16 protein-coding genes are annotated in these 17,564 nt (G+C 61.5%); 11 read left to right on the top strand and 5 right to left on the bottom strand.

All coding sequences use genetic code 11. The features are described from left to right. Positions 1-22: 22 nt before the first annotated feature. Positions 23-1,315: an MFS transporter gene (locus tag G3N94_RS03030; RefSeq protein WP_205790600.1), complete on the bottom strand. Its 1,293-nt coding sequence runs from the start codon at positions 1,313-1,315 to the stop codon at positions 23-25. Positions 1,316-1,448: 133 nt separating this feature from the next. Beyond that, complete coding sequence (locus G3N94_RS03025; RefSeq protein ID WP_241021529.1) at positions 1,449-2,456, bottom strand: GntR family transcriptional regulator; 1,008 nt, start codon at positions 2,454-2,456, stop codon at positions 1,449-1,451. Positions 2,457-2,600: 144 nt separating this feature from the next. On the opposite strand from G3N94_RS03025, the gene acnA reads away from it, so the two are divergent. The 8 genes from acnA (at position 2,601) to G3N94_RS02985 (ending at position 12,103) form a co-directional block, all read left to right on the top strand. Then, the gene (acnA, locus tag G3N94_RS03020) at positions 2,601-5,201 is read left to right on the top strand and encodes an aconitate hydratase AcnA (protein WP_205790599.1); all 2,601 of its coding nucleotides are present in this window, start codon (positions 2,601-2,603) and stop codon (positions 5,199-5,201) included. A 2-nt stretch (positions 5,202-5,203) separates the two neighbouring features. Further along, the gene (locus G3N94_RS03015; RefSeq protein WP_205790598.1) at positions 5,204-6,283 is read left to right on the top strand and encodes a beta-propeller fold lactonase family protein; all 1,080 of its coding nucleotides are present in this window, start codon (positions 5,204-5,206) and stop codon (positions 6,281-6,283) included. A gap of 3 nt (positions 6,284-6,286) precedes the next feature. Next, on the top strand, positions 6,287-7,465 hold the full coding sequence (gene prpF, locus G3N94_RS03010; protein WP_205790597.1) for a 2-methylaconitate cis-trans isomerase PrpF: 1,179 nt from the start codon (positions 6,287-6,289) through the stop codon (positions 7,463-7,465). 26 nt (positions 7,466-7,491) lie between these two features. Further along, positions 7,492-8,496: an ABC transporter substrate-binding protein gene (locus G3N94_RS03005; RefSeq protein ID WP_205790596.1), complete on the top strand. Its 1,005-nt coding sequence runs from the start codon at positions 7,492-7,494 to the stop codon at positions 8,494-8,496. Positions 8,497-8,558: 62 nt separating this feature from the next. Continuing rightward, positions 8,559-9,329, top strand: a complete 771-nt coding sequence (locus G3N94_RS03000) for an ABC transporter substrate-binding protein (RefSeq protein ID WP_346778633.1) — start codon at positions 8,559-8,561, stop codon at positions 9,327-9,329. A gap of 756 nt (positions 9,330-10,085) precedes the next feature. Beyond that, on the top strand, positions 10,086-10,292 hold the full coding sequence (locus G3N94_RS02995; RefSeq protein ID WP_124612815.1) for a DUF6494 family protein: 207 nt from the start codon (positions 10,086-10,088) through the stop codon (positions 10,290-10,292). Positions 10,293-10,758: 466 nt separating this feature from the next. Further along, positions 10,759-11,187, top strand: coding sequence for a VOC family protein (locus tag G3N94_RS02990; protein WP_205790595.1), 429 nt, complete (start codon positions 10,759-10,761; stop codon positions 11,185-11,187). A 301-nt stretch (positions 11,188-11,488) separates the two neighbouring features. Continuing rightward, complete coding sequence (locus G3N94_RS02985; RefSeq protein ID WP_205790594.1) at positions 11,489-12,103, top strand: intradiol ring-cleavage dioxygenase; 615 nt, start codon at positions 11,489-11,491, stop codon at positions 12,101-12,103. 145 nt (positions 12,104-12,248) lie between these two features. Here the strand turns inward: G3N94_RS02985 and G3N94_RS02980 are convergent, their stop codons facing one another. Next, positions 12,249-12,452: a hypothetical protein gene (locus tag G3N94_RS02980; RefSeq protein ID WP_205790593.1), complete on the bottom strand. Its 204-nt coding sequence runs from the start codon at positions 12,450-12,452 to the stop codon at positions 12,249-12,251. Positions 12,453-12,683: 231 nt separating this feature from the next. On the opposite strand from G3N94_RS02980, the gene G3N94_RS02975 reads away from it, so the two are divergent. Next, a complete protein-coding gene (locus G3N94_RS02975; protein ID WP_205790592.1) occupies positions 12,684-14,495 on the top strand; it encodes an ABC transporter transmembrane domain-containing protein in 1,812 nt (603 codons plus the stop codon). Positions 14,496-14,800: 305 nt separating this feature from the next. Next, positions 14,801-15,346, top strand: coding sequence for a hypothetical protein (locus G3N94_RS02970; protein WP_205790591.1), 546 nt, complete (start codon positions 14,801-14,803; stop codon positions 15,344-15,346). 269 nt (positions 15,347-15,615) lie between these two features. On the opposite strand, the gene G3N94_RS02965 is transcribed toward G3N94_RS02970, so the two are convergent. After that, the gene (locus G3N94_RS02965) at positions 15,616-15,897 is read right to left on the bottom strand and encodes a DUF4148 domain-containing protein (RefSeq protein ID WP_205790590.1); all 282 of its coding nucleotides are present in this window, start codon (positions 15,895-15,897) and stop codon (positions 15,616-15,618) included. 541 nt (positions 15,898-16,438) lie between these two features. Here G3N94_RS02965 and G3N94_RS02960 point away from each other — a divergent pair. Further along, positions 16,439-16,657: a hypothetical protein gene (locus G3N94_RS02960; RefSeq protein WP_205790630.1), complete on the top strand. Its 219-nt coding sequence runs from the start codon at positions 16,439-16,441 to the stop codon at positions 16,655-16,657. Between the two features lie 326 nt (positions 16,658-16,983). Here G3N94_RS02960 and G3N94_RS02955 read toward each other — a convergent pair whose 3' ends face one another. Continuing rightward, positions 16,984-17,352: a hypothetical protein gene (locus G3N94_RS02955; protein WP_205790589.1), complete on the bottom strand. Its 369-nt coding sequence runs from the start codon at positions 17,350-17,352 to the stop codon at positions 16,984-16,986. Positions 17,353-17,564: the final 212 nt, after the last annotated feature.

Below are 17,564 nucleotides of genomic sequence, written 5' to 3'. Positions count from 1 at the left end.
GGGACCAACGCGCAAAACAGGATCATGCCGCAACCTGAGTGTTCGCCGCGCGTCGATTACGAACCATCGGTGAACGTGTCATTGTCAACACGACTGTCGCGCCTGCGAGCAACAGCAGGCCAGCAATGCCGAACGCCCAGTCATAGCTGCCTGTGGCATTGATCACATAGCCGGTAGCGATCGGAGCTACCATGCCAAAGACATTGCCGCCGACGACCACGAACGCCATCGCCTTCGCGATGTCGCGAGAACTGGGAAGCAGATCGTTCAACAATGCGAAGTTCAGCGATGTTGTTGATGCGATACCGGTCAGCGTGATCGAGAACACGACAAGCAGTGTCGCGAGGTTCGACGTGAAAGGCACTGCAAGAATCGCTGAGCCGGTGAGCATCGCAAGCGCAACGGCGTTGCGACGACGACCGGTGCCGACTCCGCCCTTCTGCAGGTAGTGATCGCTCAGTCGACCGACCAGGATGCACAGGATGACGGATGCGGCATATGGAGCAGCCGAGAAGAGACCCGTGTGCGACAGACTCAAATGCCGGGTCGCCTGCAGATAGCTGGGAAGCCACGTCAGAAACAGATATTGCGTGTAGACGTTGCAGCCTTGTGTAATTGCGAGCCCCCAGAGCGTTGGGGAGCGCATCAGCGCCAACAGGCCAGTCGTCTCTGTCGCGCGGCTGTCGGTACCGACGGGCTTCACGTCGCGCTCGCGCACGATCTTTGCGCGCTCTTGCCCGCTCAGCCAGCGTGCCTTCTCCGGGGCGTCGAAGAACACGAGCCATGCGGCGAGCCACGCAAAGCCAATCCCCCCGGCGATGACGAACGAGACTCGCCAGCCGAACAGTGAGACGAGCGTACCCAGCAACACCGAACAAATGGCCGGACCCGCATATGAACCGCTGTTGAACATTGCCGTTACCATGCCGCGCTCGTTGGCCGGTATCCATTGACGAATGACCTTCGCTCCAACTGGATTGCTGGTGGATTCCCCAGCGCCCATTACCAGGCGTGCGGCCATGAGCGTCACGAAGCTTGTTGCCGCGCCCGTCAGCGCCGTTGCGGCAGACCACACGAAGATCCCGATTCCCGCCATGCGCTTCGTACCGAAGCGGTCGATCAGAAAGCCCATCGGAAGCAGGAACAGCGCATAACTCCAGATGAACGACGAAAACAGATATCCCATGCCGACAGCCGTCAGCTTGAATTCGCTCGCGATCGGTTTGGCTGCAATCGAGAGAGCGATACGGTCCATGTAATTGATCATGGACAGGGAGAAGAGAAAGACGGCTATCCAGCCTCGGCGGTACGACATGCTTGTCTCCAATGTTCCGGAACCTCGGACGCCGGAGTGGCTCAGGGTTCACTTTTAAGCGTTTTGTGACAACAAAACGCACTTATGCCGATAAAAAAGCGGTCGACGAGGACCGCTGGAAGGGCAATGAAAATTACGGCCGTGGCGTGAAGACATCCTGGGCATGAACCTTGGCGCGTCGAGCGCCCTCGATATGGTCGCGCAACAGCGCTGCCGCTCGGAGCAGATCGTGCTGGGCGATTGCGTCGAGAATCGCGAGGTGCTCGAGCGCCTGTTCCTGCCTGGGCTTGCGGGCTCTGGCCTGTCGGTACTCGACGAGGCGGCGCAGCCGATCCATCCGGCGGACCGATTGCGCAATGAACCGGTTGCCGGACCACTTCGCAATCGTTTCGTGGAACTCGCTGTTTGCTTCGAACAGTTCTACCGAGTTCATGGTGAGGTAGCCGCCTTCGGCAATGAAGCGCTGCCGGCGGCGAAGTTCCTCCAGCTCGACACGGTTCGCGCTGAAAGTCGGCGACATGACACCGGTCGGCTCGATCGCGGCACGGAACAGATAGCTCTCTTCGTACGCTTCCACGGAATCAATCATCGGCATGAACTGCCAGCCGTGGCCGACCTGCCGTTCGATCCAGCCTTCCTCCTGCATGCGCGACAGCACACGTCGGAGCTCGCTGCGCGACACGTCGTACTGGCGCATCAGGTCGGCCTCGGTCACGACATCGGGCAGGCGATGCGCGAGGCGGTCCTCCGCGATCTTCAGGTAAAGCGGATCGTCGGGCTCGTTGAAGAACTGCGCGGCGACATCCGTCACGTCTCGCGCGGGCTTGGCCATGAAGAAGCCGCGATTCGGGTCGTAATAGATCACCCCGAGCGAGACCAGGTGATGCAGGGCGACGTTGACGGGCGTGCGGGACGTGCCGATTTTCTCGGCGAGGATCGATTCCGCCAGCCGGTCGCCGATGACGAGATCCTCACGCCTGGCCAGTGCCAGAATTTCCCGTGCGACGCGGGTCTGAAGCGGCGTGAGTGCGGTGCCAGGCGATTCTGCGGACGGTTCCATGTCTATTGGGGGCAGCAAATGGCCGTTCACGACCGCCGGATGCGGCGGCGCAACTGAAAAGCCGGGTTGTGATTTTGCCATTGCCTGCTTCCTTTGATGACTGGGCGACATCCTGCGGTCAGGGTAATTCCCGAGCGCGGCTGCATTTGCGTATTGCGTTTTGTGATCATAGAATGCACTACACCGAAACGCAAGCCGCTCAGCATTGCCTTGGAGAAAACCCCGATGTCCCGTACGCTTCCCCACCAGTCCGTCGAATACGTCAGCGTTGTCGACGCGATGCAGTCCATCGATTCGGCTTCCTTTGCCCGCATGCCTTACAGCGTCCGGGTGTTTGCCGAAAACATTGTCCGTAAGCAGCCCGCCTCGGAGGCCGGCCGCTACCTTCAGGCATTGTCCAAGCGTCGCCACGACGTCGACTTTCCGTACTATCCGGCCCGCGTCGTATTGCAGGATCTGCTCGGCACGCCCGCGTTGGTCGACCTCGCTGGCATGCGCGACGCAATTGCGGAAGCGGGAGGAGACCCGACGACCATCAATCCCGTCGTGCCGACACATCTGGTCGTCGATCACTCGCTGAACGTCGAGGTCGCAGGACATGATCCGGACGCGATGGCGAAGAACATGGCGATCGAGCAAACAAAGAACGCCGAGCGCTTCGAATTCCTGGCCTGGTGCAAGCAGGCGTTTTCGAATCTCGACGTGTTGATGCCCGGCAACGGCATCCTGCATCAGGTCAACATCGAATATCTGTCGCCGGTCATTCAACTGCAGGGCGGCGTGGCATTTCCCGATACGCTCGTCGGGACGGACAGCCACACGACGATGATCAACGCGATCGGCGTGCTGGGCTGGGGAGTCGGCGGCATCGAGGCCGAATCCGTCATGCTCGGGCGCGCGGTGTGGCTGCGGCTGCCGACCATTGTCGGGGTGGAACTGAAGGGATTCCGCCAACCAGGCGTGACAGCAACCGACCTGGTGCTCGCCATTACGGAATTCCTGCGCAAGCAGAAGGTTGTCGGCACGATCATTGAGTTTTACGGTGCAGGCGCCCGCGCAATGACGCTGAGTGATCGCGCAACAATCGCCAACATGGCGCCTGAATTTGGTGCAACGGCTGCACTCTTTGCCATCGACGAAAAGACGCTGGACTTCATGCGTCTGACCGGGCGCTCCGATGACCAGATCGCGCTGACGGAAAGCTATGCGAAGGCGCAAGGGCTTTGGGCGGACGATTTCGCGGATGCCGAATACGATCGCGTTCTTTCGTTCGATCTGTCGGGTGTCGGACGTGCGCTCGCGGGGCCGTCGAACCCGCACGATCGCGTACCGCTCGCGAGCCTCGTTTCCAAAGGCATCGCTCGAACGGACGCAAAGCCAGCTGGGTTGTACGCGTCGTCTTCGGCGACGCCGCTCGACGATGGTGCTGTCGTCATCGCTGCCATCACGAGTTGCACGAACACGTCCAATCCGCGCAACATGATCGCGGCAGGATTGGTGGCCCGCAAAGCCGTCGAGCTTGGACTCGAGCGCAAGCCGTGGGTCAAGACTTCTCTCGCTCCGGGATCGAAGCCGGTGGAGCGCTATCTGCGCGAGGCGGATCTGATGGCGCCCCTCGAGGCGCTCGGCTTCGGCATCATCGGGTTCGGCTGCACGTCGTGCAACGGGATGTCGGGGCCGTTGCCGAAGGAGATCGAGGACGACATCGTCGGCCGCAACGTGCACGCCGTTGCCGTGCTGTCGGGTAACCGGAACTTCAACGGCCGCATTCATCCGCGCGTCAAGGAGGCGTTTCTTGCTTCGCCGCCGCTGGTGGTCGCTTACGCGATTGCCGGGACGATCAACGTCGACATCGAGAACGGTGTCATCGGAACCGACCAATCAGGCAATCCTGTCTATCTGCAAGACCTGTGGCCGACCGACGAGGAGATCGACGGATTGCTCAAGGCAAGTCTCCATGGCGAGCAGTATCTGAACATCTATGCGGAAATGTTCCGCAAGACCGAGCGGCTCGATGGAGCCGGTACCGTTCCTGCGCGCTTCCCGTGGCGCGAAGACAGCAACTACATCCGCCGTCCGCCGTATTGGCAGCCGAGCCTGACCCAACCGGCTCGTTTCGACCGGATGCGTGCCATCGGTGTGTTTGGCGACAACGTGACGACCGATGATCTGTCTCCGTCTGGCGCAATTCTGCCGGAGAGCGCAGCAGGGGAATACCTGATCGCGCATGACGTGAATCCCGCCGAATTCAATTCGTACGGCACGCGCCGTGGCGATCACAAGGTGGCAATTCGCGCGACGTTCGCGAACAACCGCCTGCACAACGAGATGGCCGGTGGCAAGGAAGGGTCGATTACGCGGATGGAACCGGAGGGCACGACGATGCGCCTGTTCGACGCGGCCGAGAAGTACATGGAGCGTGGCCAGGAGCTGATCGTGATCGCGGGCAAGAATTACGGCTCGGGATCGTCACGCGACTGGGCGGCGAAGGGCGTGCGACTGATCGGCGTGCGTGCGGTCGTCTGCGAGAATTTCGAGCGCATCCATCGTTCGAACCTGGTCGGCATGGGCGTGTTACCGCTCGAGTTTCCCGATGGGATCGACCGGAAGACGTTGCGGATCGACGGTTCCGAAGTATTCGCGATCGAGGGGCCGTGTGGTCCGGTCGCGCCGTCGATGGCAATGTCGCTGCGGATCACGCGCAAGAACGGGGACGTCGTCAGCGTGCCGGTCCAATGTCGCATCGATACGGAGGAGGAAGCGGAAATCTTTAATGCGGGAGGCCTGCTTCCGCGGATCGCCGACGAAATCGGCAAGGCGGCCTGATCATGTCTCGCACGTTCGCATACGTGGGTTGTCGCACCACGCGGGAGCGCAATGCGCGAGGGACCGGTATCGTCGTGTACGAGGTAGACGATACCGGCGCCTGGGCGCACCTGCAGACGCTCGAACCGCTCGTCAACCCGAGCTTCCTGGCATTCAACGCCCGCCAGGATGTGCTCTATGCCGTGCATGGCGACGGAAGCTCGGTCAGCGCGTATCGCGTCGATCCGGCAACGGGACGCATTGCGGCGCTGAACGATCAGCCGTGCGAGGGACGCAATCCTGTCCATCTGGCGTTGTCTCGCGACGGCGCATCGCTCGTTGTGGCCGGTTACGCGACGGGGACGGCGAGCAGGCTGGCGATTGCCGACGACGGCCGGCTGGGCGAGATCATTCCGCCAGTGCTCTCGTTGACCGGCAAGACAGGCCCGCATCGCATCGAGCAGACCGGATCCCACCCGCATCACATTGCCCGATATGTCACACGCCGCTTCGATACAGACTGGCATATCGTCCCGGACAAAGGCCTCGACACGGTCTTCGCCGTTTGTTGGGCCGAGGGCGCGGGTTCGCCGGTCGTGCGGAATGCTCGCTGCCGCGAAGGGGCGGGGCCGCGCCATGCCGCGTTCCATCCGGAATTGCCACTGATTTATGTGTCGAACGAACTCGACTCCACGGTCACCACGTGGTCATTCGAGCCGCAGACCGGGCAACTCGAACCGCTTAGCACGGATTCGATCATCCCCGCAGCGTTCCATGGGCAGTCCCGTGCCGCCGGCATCGCGATCGCGCCGGATGGACGCGCGCTTTACGTGACCAATCGCGGGCACGACAGTGTCGCGACCGTGGCGCTGGACGCCATGACGGGGCTGCCCGCGAGCGTTCACTGGACGTCCGCACTTGGCCTATGTCCGCGCTTTCTCTGCTTGAGCCCCGACGGTCGCTATTTGTACGTCGCGAACGAGCATTCGCACACGATCGTCCAGTACGCCATTGATGCGGCAATGGGCCGACCGGTGCCGACCGGCCGCGTCATCGAGACAGGCAGTCCCGTCTGCATCCTATTCAAGACAAACGAGGAGTAATTCATGGGGCAGTACAGCATTCCCGCGGTCTACATGCGCGGGGGCACCAGCAAAGGCGTCTTCTTTCGTGCCGACAACCTGCCAGCGGACGCCACTCGACGTGACGAAATCCTGCTTCGGGTGATCGGCAGCCCTGATCCGTACGGCAAGCAGATCGACGGGATGGGAGGTGCAACTTCGAGCACGAGCAAGGTCGTCCTGGTGGGACCGTCGATGCGATCGGATTGCGATGTCGACTACTGGTTTGGCGCGGCGTCGGTCGAGCACCCCGTCATCGACTGGTCGGGCAATTGCGGAAATCTAACGTCGGCAGTCGGCCCCTTCGCGATTGCTCAGGGCCTCGTCGCGGTCCCTGGAAACGGCGTGGCGACGGTGCGCATCTGGCAGGCGAACATCAACGCCAAAATCATCGCCCACGTGCCGATGAAGAACGGCGAAGTCGTCGAGGAAGGCGATTTCGAGCTCGATGGCGTCACGTTTCCCGCAGCCGAAATCCGAATCGAGTTCCTTGATCCCGGCGGTGCTGAGGAGGGCGAGGAAGCGACAGGCGGCATGTTTCCAACTGGCAGTTCGGTCGACTCGCTCGACGTGCCCGGCCATGGAACGTTCGAGGTCACGCTGATCAATGCCGGCAATCCAGCGATTTTCATCCACGCGGAAGCGCTCGGTCTGCGCGGGAACGAGATGCAGGACGACGTGAACGGCAACGCCGCGCTGCTGGCGAAGTGCGAGGCGATCCGCGCACACGCTGCCGTGCGCATGGGGTTGGCCGCGACGGCTGAGGAAGTGATGTCACTGCGGCCTCACACGCCGAAACTGGCGTTCGTCTCGATGCCCACGGAATACGTCGCATCGAGCGGCAAGCGCGTCGATCCGCACATGGTGGATATCAACGCGCGCATTCTGTCGATGGGCAAGCTTCATCATGCGATGACGGGCACGGGCGCCGTCGCGCTGGCGGTCGCGGGCGCGATTCCCGGCACGGTCGTCAATCGCCTCGTGAGCGGCAGGACCCTATCGCAACTCCGGTTCGGCCATCCGTCAGGAACGATGGCAGTGGGCGCCAACGCGGAGCAGCGTGACGGAACCTGGGTCGTGACCAAGGCCATCATGAGCCGAAGCGCCCGCCGACTGATGGAAGGTTCCGTTTTGGTTCCGGCATCGGTAGCGAAAGGTGATTAGCGTAATTCAACAGGAGGAGATATTTCATGCATCGAGCCATTCGCCATACGGCCATCGTCGCAGCCGCCTTGTGCGCCTTACATGGAGCCAATGCGTTTGCCACGGAAAAGATCACGATACTGGTTGGCGGCATCAACAAGCTGATCTATCTGCCGCCGAAGCTGGCTGAAAATCTCGGCTACTTCAAGGACGAAGGTCTCGACGTCGAACTCCAGTCGCAGCAAGCTGGCGTGGATGCCGAAAACGAGCTGCTCGCGGGCGCCGCGCAAGCGGTCGTCGGCTTCTACGATCACTCGATCGATCTGCAGGCGAAGGGAAAGGAAGTCGAAAGCATCGTTGTCTTCGGGCTCGTGCCCGGCAGCATGGAGATGGTGCGCTCGGATGTTGCCGGCCAGATCAAGAGCATGGGCGACATCAAGGGGAAGACGCTGGGTGTGACGGGGCTCGGTTCATCCTCGACGTTTCTCGGTCAGTATCTTGCCTCTCGCCACGGCCTCAAGACAACCGACTATTCGATGTTGCCGGTCGGTGCAGGTAACAGCCTGCTTGCGTCGTTGAAGCAGAAGCGTGTCGATGTGGCATGGACGACCGAACCCACGACGTCTCTGCTTCGAGCAGGTGGCGATGCGAAGGTGCTGGTGGACCTGAGCAGCGTCGATGGAACCAAAGCGGCGCTCGGTGGGCTCTATCCTGCCTCCAGTCTGTATGTCCAGCGCACCTGGGCGGACGCGCACAAACCGGAAGCGGCGAAGCTCGCGAGAGCGTTTGTCAGAACGCTGCAGTTTATCCACACCCACTCCGCTGACGAAATCGCGGCAAAGATGCCGGCGGATTACTACGGCGGCAACAAGGTGCTTTATGTCCAGGCGCTGAAAGCCTCGCTACCCATGTACTCGTCGGACGGCAAGATGCCTGAAGGCGGCCCGGAAACCGTGCTTAAGGTGCTGAGTGATTTCAATCCCAATATCAAGGGGAAGCACATTGACCTGTCCAGAACATATACGAATGACTTCGTGAATAAGGTCAAGTAACGGCACGGGCAGGATGGCTCGACGTGGCGGGCGCGTCTAGCCGACCGCGTCGAGCCAACCGCATGAAGCACGCCATCGAGAGAATGCATATGACATTGGATAACACGTTTGCGACTTCGCAGGGCATCGCCGAACTGACACCGACCGGGTGCCTTCGTGCGGCCATCAATTTCGGCAATCCGATTCTCGCCGATCGTGATCCGGAATCGGGTGAAGCGAAAGGCGTCTCCGTCGATCTGGCCATGAAACTGGCCGGGCTGCTCGACGTTTCGCTCCAACTCGTCTTGTACGATGCAGCCGGCGACGTAGTGACTGGGTGCGAGCGCGGCGAGTGGGACGTTGCGTTCATCGCTCGCGACCCCGTACGTGGCAAAGCGGTAGACCAGACTCGTCCCTATGTCCTGATCGAGGGGACCTATCTCGTGCCCGAGGTCTCTCCTATCCAGTCGAATGACGAGGTAGACGCAATCGGCACCCGTGTCGTCGTCGGCAAAGGCAGCGCGTACGATCTCTACCTCACGCGTGTGCTTCACAATGCGACGCTCGTGAGATCGGCGACCTCGCCGACCGTCGTCGACACGATGCTAGCGCAAGGGTGCGAAGTCGCGGCTGGCGTCAGGCAGCAACTCGAATTCGATGCAAACAGGTTGTCCGGTTTGCGAATGCTTCCCGGCCAATTCATGGTCATCGAGCAGGCAATGGGAACCCCCAAGGGCAGACCGGCCGCATTTCGCCTTCTGAATGAGTTTGTCGTGAAAGCGATCGAGTCTGGCTTCGTGTCGCACGCTCTGGTCGAGCACGGCATCCTGGGCGCCACCGTCGCGTCGGTCTGATCGCCGGAGTATGCTCGACCTCAAACACGGGCATCAGAAAAACTGAACTATTTGGCGCGGGCTATGCTTTTCTCATAATTGTATGCGTCGAGCACGGTATCGCATCGATTCATCGCGACGCGGCATAGCGAATTCGTCCCTCGTGAAGCTTGCAGCGACCCGAGTGTCCGATTGTCTCAATTTTTTGGACACTCGCGCGATACTGCTGGTCGACTGATTAGGGTCGACTGCGGACGATCGCGTCCGGCGCATGTCGGCCGATAGTGTTGAAAAACTCGATGACAGCGGATCCCGTGAGGTTCTGAGGGGTCGTCTTACCCTTAACCGAGGCTTGCGAGTGGCTTGTAGGCCGATCTGAGAGATCGATTTTTTCCCCAACATGTCACAAGCGCTTCTCGGCGAGTGTTTCAACGCTATCGGCCAACTCCAGACGTTCACTTGGACACCGTCGACGACAGCGATAGGGGGGGCTACTCGGGGTGGAAGAATAGCTTTCATGGTCTCGGCCAGCCCGGACAAGTGCGCTGGAATCGAACTTACGGCCCGCGCTCCGTTGCTGTGCGCTACCGGTGGTGTGCCTGCTTCATCATGTCGATCCGGATCACCCCAACCCCCAATTCACGATCGAGCGAGCAGCGCACGACGTGCGCGGCGCCCTGTGCGGGATTGTCCTGATCACACGCGCCGCCGAGTTGGTCGAAATTGCAGCAGTGTCGATGCGATCTGACGCGTTCCCATTGGAAACAGGAGATGAACATGAACGACGAAGCGTTGAACCTGAGCATTCGCAAGCTTTTGAAGTCCTTCGGCGTTGCCGCGCAGCGCGAGATCGAGCATGCGGTCGAGAAGGCCTTGGCCAGCGGCGACGTGAAGGGAAACGAAACCCTGCCGGCCACCATTACGCTCGAAGTCGCCGGCCTGAAGCTGAAGGTTCCGTTTAATGGTGACGTTGCGCTCGAATGAGGGGGCCCGAGCCGCCGCTCATGCGCAGGACGCCGGCGGCTTCGCCAAAGGTGCCCTTTGACGATCGATTCGCATGGACCGACCGGGAAACGGATCGCCGCTGGTGGCAGCGAGCGATCCGTAATGAACCCCGCGGATGGGCAAGGCGTTTTTATCCGTTCGTGTTTCCTGCCGGACTTCGTCGATGGCTTGTCGCAATGCAAAAGTCAAGAATGGAGAAATACGGCATGGATCCAGGCAGGACCGGTTGAATCCGCACTCGACTGTGGAAGTTCGGTCCTGCGACGGGACGAGCAGCCGGCAGTCGACGTACTACCGGATTCTGCCATCTACGGCCGCTCGACCAAAGTCGGAACGGGACAATCGAGCGTCAGCAGTACGCCTGCGACGTGACGCACACAGTCGATGCCGCGGGCGGACATGTACGTGCCTCATGGCGCCGCTCATTCGCGGTAAAGGAGAAGCCATGGAAAGGATCCCAAAAACCACGGCCTTGTTCATCGCAGGCTTTGGCCCGATAGTGATTGAAGCCCACGCAAGCCGCGAACTCTACACTCGGGCCTTCGGTATCCCCTTCAAGGAAGAGAAAGGCGGCTACCTCCATACGGAGAGCCTGAAAGGCGCAAACACTTTCGCCTTGTGGCCGCTCTCTCAGGCTGCTCAGTCGTGCTTCGGCACGGATTCGTGGCCTCGTGACGTACCCGCTCCGCAAGCCTGGATTGAGTTTGATGTCGACAACGTCGAAGCGGCTACGGCAGAACTTGAATCACGCGGGTATCGGATGCTGGTCAGGAACCGGAATGAGCCGTGGGGTCAGACCGTCAGTCGCTTCATCGGGCCGGAAGGATTGCTGGTAGGCATCACCTTTACGCCATCGATGCGGGAAGAGAAATGATGGCGGCCACCGTGGCGGTCCTGCGTGCGGTGACTGATTGCGGATTCGACCGGTCGCTCCAACTGGCCGCCTGGCATCAGGGCGCGGCGGGCTCCGTAGCATAGTCACCTGACGAGTCTGGTGAATACGCGTCGTGAGCGAGCTTGACGCGCGAGACGCGCCACGCCTGAAGTTTCGGCTTACCATGGTTGGCATAGGTGCAGGCTCCGTTAACCGTAACGGCGTCCGCACGGCCGCTCGTCGGCTCCCCAGCGCGCACCGCGCAGCGTGACAATCGAGCGGGAAGCAAGGAGCCTCCACGATGAGGACACGAAATGTGAGCCGGGGACGGCGCAATTTTCTTCGCAGGTCGGGTGCAGTCCCGTCCGCGTTGCTGCTTTTGGCCCTCGGGAATGCCAGCTATCGTCAAGCCCGCGCGGTTTCAGCTACGCCCGCCTGCAAAGACGACGACCAACCGACGCCACAGCAGACGGCAGGCCCATTCTTCCAGCCGCACTCGCCGCAACGCGCATCGCTGCTCGAACCGGGAATAAATGGAACAAAGATCATCCTGACCGGGCGGGTGCTGTCGACAGAATGCAGGGCAGTGTCCGGGGCATTGCTTGATTTCTGGCACGCCAATGACGCCGGGGAGTACGACGTCGACGGGTTCCGGCTGCGTGGCCACCAATTTGCCGACAGCGAGGGACACTACCGCTTGGAGACCATCGTTCCGGGTCTATATCCGGGACGCACGCGACACTTCCATGTGAAGGTGCAGCCGCCGAACGGACCGATCCTCACCACTCAGCTGTACTTCCCCGGGGAGTCACGCAACGCGCGCGATTTCCTGTTCGATCGCCGGCTGCTGATGGCGATCGACGACCACGGCGAGCAAAAGGCGGCCCGGTTCGATTTCGTGCTCGCGCTCACGTAGTGCAAGTCTTCCTGAAGGCGGCGCTGCAGTGGTGGGTGCCCGCAGCCGCGTCGAGCGATCGCGCTACGGCGCCGAGTGGCAATCCGGCTCGGCGCAATTTCCGAGAAACCTGCTGGCGATCCGCATATCCGTGATCAAACCATCGCTAGCGACGTCCGCTGCGGCCCCATACATAGCGCACCCACCGCTGCCACCGGCTTGGCGGCGGAGCGGGAGAGCTGTGCGCAGCCTGCGCTTCGCGGTCGCGCTCGACGCTCTTCTGCACCTGCTCGTAGATCTGCCGCAACGTCATGCCGCCGGGGCCTTTCAGTTTTTCGGAATCGGAATCAGGATCGGGATCGTCGGTCATGGGAGTCGTGTGTTCCTGAGGAGGCAACTTGATGTTGCTACGGATGCGCAGTCGCAGCAAGCGCGCGGAACCAGGTCGCTGACCGGTGCGTAGTCAGACAAACGGGCAGTCCGCAGTGCTGTAAGCGAGCCATGAGCCCTCACGAATCAATGACAAGCTTGCAGGCGGACTGACTTCGAATCTGCAGGACTGGCACAATCGAGGGGATCCTCGAGCCGCTCAGGAATCCTCATGCAAGTTGTCGCCCCGTCTACTCCGCGTATCAGTCCCTTGTTCGCCCTGTTGCCCTTCCTGCGCCCTTATGCCGGACGCTGGGCGCTTGCCTTCGTGGCACTGGTGACGTCGGCGGGTGCAACCTTGACGTTGCCGGTAACGTTCAAATATCTGATCGATCGGGGCTTCGCCGGCGGCAACCGGGCGCACATCGATCGCTATTTCCTGGCACTATTCGCCGTTTCTCTGGTACTGGCCGGCGCCACGGCGCTGCGCTTCTATTTGGTGTCGTGGCTCGGCGAGCGGGTCACGGCCGACTTGCGAAAGGCGGTCTACGAACACGTGCTGGGGATGAGTCCGCAATTCTTCGAGACCACGCAGAGCGGCGAGGTGCTGTCGCGACTCACCACGGACACCACGTTGATCCAGACGGTGGTGGGCACCAGCCTGTCCATGGGGTTGCGCAACTTCTTCCTGCTTACCGGCGGCGTGGCAATGCTGACGGTGACGAGCCCGGTGCTGTCGGGCTACATCATGGCCACGCTGGTCGTGGTGGTCGCACCCATCGTCATTTTCGGGCGGCGTGTGCGGAGGCTCTCACGTGCGAGCCAGGACAAGGTGGCGAACGCGAGCGCGCTGGCAGGGGAGGTGCTCAATGCCATGCCGACCGTGCAATCGTTCACGCAGGAGCCCCGCGAGGCGCGGCGGTTTGCCGGCATGGTGGAAGCGGCATTCGAGACGGCGCTCACGCGCATTCGGGCACGCGCCTGGCTGACCGCCGTGGTCATCGTGCTGGTGTTCGCGGCTATCGTCTTCGTCCTGTGGCTAGGCGCGCAGGCGGTGCTGGCTGGGCACATGACGGCTGGCCAATTGTCCCAGTTCATCCTCTACGCGGTGGTCACCGCCGGGGCTGTAGGGGCGGTCGCCGAGGTGTGGGGCGATCTGCAGCGGGCTGCCGGCGCCACCGAGCGACTGCTGCAACTGCTGGCGGCGCGCTCGCCGGTGGCGCAGGCCGAGGCCGCCGTCCAGCTGCCGACGCACGGGGACGGCATCCGCTTCGACAACGTCAGCTTTTCGTATCCGTCCCGCCCCGGCATCGCCGCGCTCGCCGGCCTCTCGCTCGATGTCCGCCCGGGCGAGCACGTCGCATTGGTCGGACCGTCCGGCGCCGGCAAGACCACCTTGTTCCAGCTGCTGCTGCGATTTTACGACCCGCAGGCCGGCAGCATCCTGATCAACGGCGTCCCGACACGGCATGTGCCGCTTGCCGAGTTGCGCCGGGAAATCGGGGTGGTACTGCAGGAGTCGGTGATCTTTTCCGGCAGCGTACTCGACAACATCCGCTACGGCGTGCCCGAAGCCACACTCGAACAAGTTCAGCAGGCCGCCGAAATGGCTGCCGCGGCCGGCTTTATCGAAGAACTGCCGCAACGCTACGACACATTTCTCGGCGAGCGCGGGGTGCGGCTTTCTGGTGGACAGCGTCAGCGCATCGCGATCGCCCGCGCGATCCTGATGAATCCGCCCATCCTGCTGCTCGACGAGGCCACCAGTGCGCTCGATGCCGCCAGTGAGCGACTGGTACAACTGGCGCTGGACAACGCCGCGCAGAATCGCACCACGCTGGTCATCGCACACCGCCTCGCTACCGTACAACAAGCCGACCGCATTGTCGTGCTGGAACAAGGCTGCATCGTCGCGCAGGGCCGTCACGCCGATCTCATTCGGACCTCGCCGCTCTATGCGCAGCTTGCCGCCCTGCAGTTCAGCGAGCCGCTGGGGCAGACGGTAAAGGGCGGCGCTGTGTGCGATCACGTCGACTCTGCGTGACAACACGATCGAGGACACCCAGCGGCCGCGATCGACAACCGTCCGCAAAGGCCGACCAGCCACAGATACATGCCTCGCGAACGACGGGCACATGATGGCCCGTAAGCGGATGATCAAGAGCCGCGGCTGAGTGGTTCGAACGGATTGACGTGACGAGGTTGCGTGAGGCAGCAAGCGGACAGGAGCGGCCACTCGATGCGAGCGCCAAAATCGCTGACAATTGGCATTTTCATCGTGCGATCGGAATCTACGGAGCTAGCATCGCCAGTTTCTCTCCCACTCACCGCTACGCTACCCGAGTACGCATGCGACCCGAACTGCGTGACCCCGTTGACCAGAACAAACTCCAGCAACTGCTACCGCTGACCACGGCCGTGTTTCACCTGCATGAGAGCGGACGCGGCTACGTGGAGGAGTTGAAGCAGATTTCTCGATTGCTTGGTCGCGTCGTCGGTCAAATCGATGTTCTCGGTGCGTTCGGTTCTACGGGTGCCGACGGGTTTGCGAGACGGCTGGCAATAGACTGGCATGCCATTCCAACGGACCTATCAGAGCCGGAGCTTCTGGAGTTGCTTGATGCCGTCTGCGAGGCTCGCGGAAACGAAGAGCTTCTTGAATACTGGGTCCGATGTCTTACGCTCAACACCGGCGACGGCCGGATTTCAGACCTTATCTTCTGGCCGGAGGAATACTTCGGCGCCGGGTACGTTGGACGAGAGCTTACCCGGCTGAAATGCTTGAAGTCGCGCTTCGCAAACGGCGTACAGAAGGACGCCAGTGACGAAGTTCGGTTGAAGCTGCGATGGGAAATGTCCAAGAAGCTCCCGGATGGCCCGCTCTTGTTGGCATAAGGCCAACCCCTTCGAAGTCGGGAACGGCCGTTTTGGAGAAAGCTGAAGGACTGTTGTGGGTCGTCATCTGCCGCCGGCGTCCGCAGCCTTCAACGATGCGTCGCGACCGTCGTCATCGGTCCGGGCTCGGCCAGGAAGCGCCGTTCGCTCGCTCAGTGACGCAGACGATCGACCGTCTCATTTGTTGGGTATAGCAGAGCGGAGAAGCAGGGACACGACCACGCGGCCGCCGATGGGCGCGGCGGCCGCGCTGATTATCACGCCGGCGCCTATTGCCCGCCGCCGTAGAACTGATTGAGCCGTTCGAACTCGCCCGACTTCTGCGCGCGGATCAGTTCCTGCTTCACCTGAGCGCGCGTGAGCCCCGCGGGGCCGCCCGCCTGCGACCCGGCACTGGGCATGCCGCCCACTGCGGTGGCGCTGATCGCCTCGTCGGAGGGCGTGCCGCCGCCCTGGCTCGTCGCCGACTTGTACCCTGCGTCTGCCTGCGCAATCCCGGCCGCACCCAGCAGGCAGATGGCGGCCAGCGCCGCCTTGTACATGATCTTCATCGTGGCACCTCATATGAAAAGACATTACGACTCATACGGCGCGTTCTACGCCTCGTCGATCAACCTTCGCATTCCCTCAGTAATTTCCCCCGGGCCAGCACATTCGCCTGCGAATGCGCAACATTGCCGCGTAGCGGTCTCGCGCATGTCTTGTTCATCGTCTTGCCTGCGCATCGTGCCGCAACGCGGATCGAACATTCCTCTGCTACGCGTCGCCCGTCGAGCGGATGTCGCGTCGCACCATACCAAATGCTAGAAACCGCCTGCCAGTGTGACGCCCCCTGAGAAGGGGGCAATTGCGAAATTTGTCAACTTGCCGACCTTTATCTCCGATCGGTTGCCGTCATGCGCTCCAGCCGAACTCGGTGCTCTCTGCATGCCCCAGGCTATCCCATCGCCGCATGTCGGGATCGTGACCGGCGATTTCGGCAACGTGACCGGTCATTTCGGGAACGTGACCGAGCGGACCGGAAGGCAGGATTGGCGTTGCGCATGACATCAACCACGCGGGCTATGCTCGCCGGCTTTGCCCGGAGACAGCATGTCCGCGCACCGGATGAACATGCGCATGATCAAGGACGTTTTACGACTTGAATTCGATGGCGGCTTCTCGCACGATCGGGTCTGCATCTGCCGTCGGTGTCCGCGGCCTCCACCGATGCGGCGCGAACTTTGTCGTCGGTCCGGGTTCGGCCATGACCTGCCGTTCAGCGAGCGGGGAACCCTGCCGCTGGAACGGCTTCATTACTTCGGAACGTGACGGACGAGCTACGCGCACAATGCGGCCAACTCTGACGTTAGGGTGCGCTGGCTGCTACGTCAGCACGGTGGCGGATTGCTGACGGTGGGGGCATCGAGCACCGAACGGCAGCTTCCTGCATCAGCGAACTCACACTACCGACCCTGATCAGCCTTACGGGCTGGCGTTGCCAGGGCCGCCGTTTTCACGGGACAGCAGACGTTCGAGTGATCCGGGGCAGAAGGGTCACACGACCCATTCCGCGCTACAGTTCCATACGGTTTGGCCAGCCTATGTATGCATAGGTCCAGGAAGTCCCTGGCGGTCACTCTATGGAAAGTAGTCCCTCAGTTGGGCAGTGGCCTCACCCCCTGACAGGTGAGCAGCGTCGCATGAAATACGAGGAAGCGCATGTCTGCCGTCTGGAGTTTGGGCTCCGACTCCAGGTAGCGATCCGTGATGGTTTTCAGCAGATCGGGAGTCGGGCGCAAACGCTCAAAGCATTGTTCAAATATGTCAACGAACGGCGAGTGAAACAAAATGCCGTCAATGACACCCGAAACATAGCCCAGCTGCTCGTCTGGCGACATCCGTAGATAGTCACTGCCCTTAAACAAGGCGAGCCCCGGATGAGTGTCGGATGGCAGACTGCTGACGTGCACAAAAAAGGCTGCAGGTGCGATTGCCAGCGCAGCCATGACAATCAGCTTTCTCATTGGCCCCTCGACTTTTTGCGGTTCGTGTCGACAATGTAAGTTCACCAACAGCACGCAAGGGTGCAAAACATGAAGGGCGATCAGGGCGAATGAAGTCCTCGGCAACGAAATGTCCAGTGTCGACCCGACCCATTCTGCTCGCACTGCGAATGATCTTGACCGCGGCGACCCAGCAGGTGATCAGGCACTCGACCGGACGTACACTGCCCACT

It is taken from the genome of Burkholderia sp. Ac-20353 (genome assembly GCF_017104785.1).
Taxonomy (GTDB): domain Bacteria; phylum Pseudomonadota; class Gammaproteobacteria; order Burkholderiales; family Burkholderiaceae; genus Burkholderia.
This window is presented reverse-complemented; position numbering and strand designations above follow the sequence as displayed.

What these genes read in the sequence shown, in the direction of transcription:
- G3N94_RS02970 (WP_205790591.1), top strand. Translation starts at nt 14,801, where the DNA reads ATGCGACCCGAACTGCGTGACCCCGTTGACCAGAACAAACTCCAGCAA.
- G3N94_RS02960 (WP_205790630.1), top strand. Translation starts at nt 16,439, where the DNA reads ATGTCCGCGCACCGGATGAACATGCGCATGATCAAGGACGTTTTACGA.
- G3N94_RS02965 (WP_205790590.1), bottom strand. Translation starts at nt 15,897, where the DNA reads ATGAAGATCATGTACAAGGCGGCGCTGGCCGCCATCTGCCTGCTGGGT.
- G3N94_RS03015 (WP_205790598.1), top strand. Translation starts at nt 5,204, where the DNA reads ATGTCTCGCACGTTCGCATACGTGGGTTGTCGCACCACGCGGGAGCGC.
- G3N94_RS02990 (WP_205790595.1), top strand. Translation starts at nt 10,759, where the DNA reads ATGGAAAGGATCCCAAAAACCACGGCCTTGTTCATCGCAGGCTTTGGC.
- G3N94_RS03025 (WP_241021529.1), bottom strand. Translation starts at nt 2,456, where the DNA reads ATGGCAAAATCACAACCCGGCTTTTCAGTTGCGCCGCCGCATCCGGCG.
- G3N94_RS02985 (WP_205790594.1), top strand. Translation starts at nt 11,489, where the DNA reads ATGAGGACACGAAATGTGAGCCGGGGACGGCGCAATTTTCTTCGCAGG.
- G3N94_RS02980 (WP_205790593.1), bottom strand. Translation starts at nt 12,452, where the DNA reads ATGACCGACGATCCCGATCCTGATTCCGATTCCGAAAAACTGAAAGGC.
- acnA (WP_205790599.1), top strand. Translation starts at nt 2,601, where the DNA reads ATGTCCCGTACGCTTCCCCACCAGTCCGTCGAATACGTCAGCGTTGTC.
- G3N94_RS02975 (WP_205790592.1), top strand. Translation starts at nt 12,684, where the DNA reads ATGCAAGTTGTCGCCCCGTCTACTCCGCGTATCAGTCCCTTGTTCGCC.
- G3N94_RS03000 (WP_346778633.1), top strand. Translation starts at nt 8,559, where the DNA reads ATGAAGCACGCCATCGAGAGAATGCATATGACATTGGATAACACGTTT.
- G3N94_RS02955 (WP_205790589.1), bottom strand. Translation starts at nt 17,352, where the DNA reads ATGAGAAAGCTGATTGTCATGGCTGCGCTGGCAATCGCACCTGCAGCC.
- prpF (WP_205790597.1), top strand. Translation starts at nt 6,287, where the DNA reads ATGGGGCAGTACAGCATTCCCGCGGTCTACATGCGCGGGGGCACCAGC.
- G3N94_RS03030 (WP_205790600.1), bottom strand. Translation starts at nt 1,315, where the DNA reads ATGTCGTACCGCCGAGGCTGGATAGCCGTCTTTCTCTTCTCCCTGTCC.
- G3N94_RS03005 (WP_205790596.1), top strand. Translation starts at nt 7,492, where the DNA reads ATGCATCGAGCCATTCGCCATACGGCCATCGTCGCAGCCGCCTTGTGC.
- G3N94_RS02995 (WP_124612815.1), top strand. Translation starts at nt 10,086, where the DNA reads ATGAACGACGAAGCGTTGAACCTGAGCATTCGCAAGCTTTTGAAGTCC.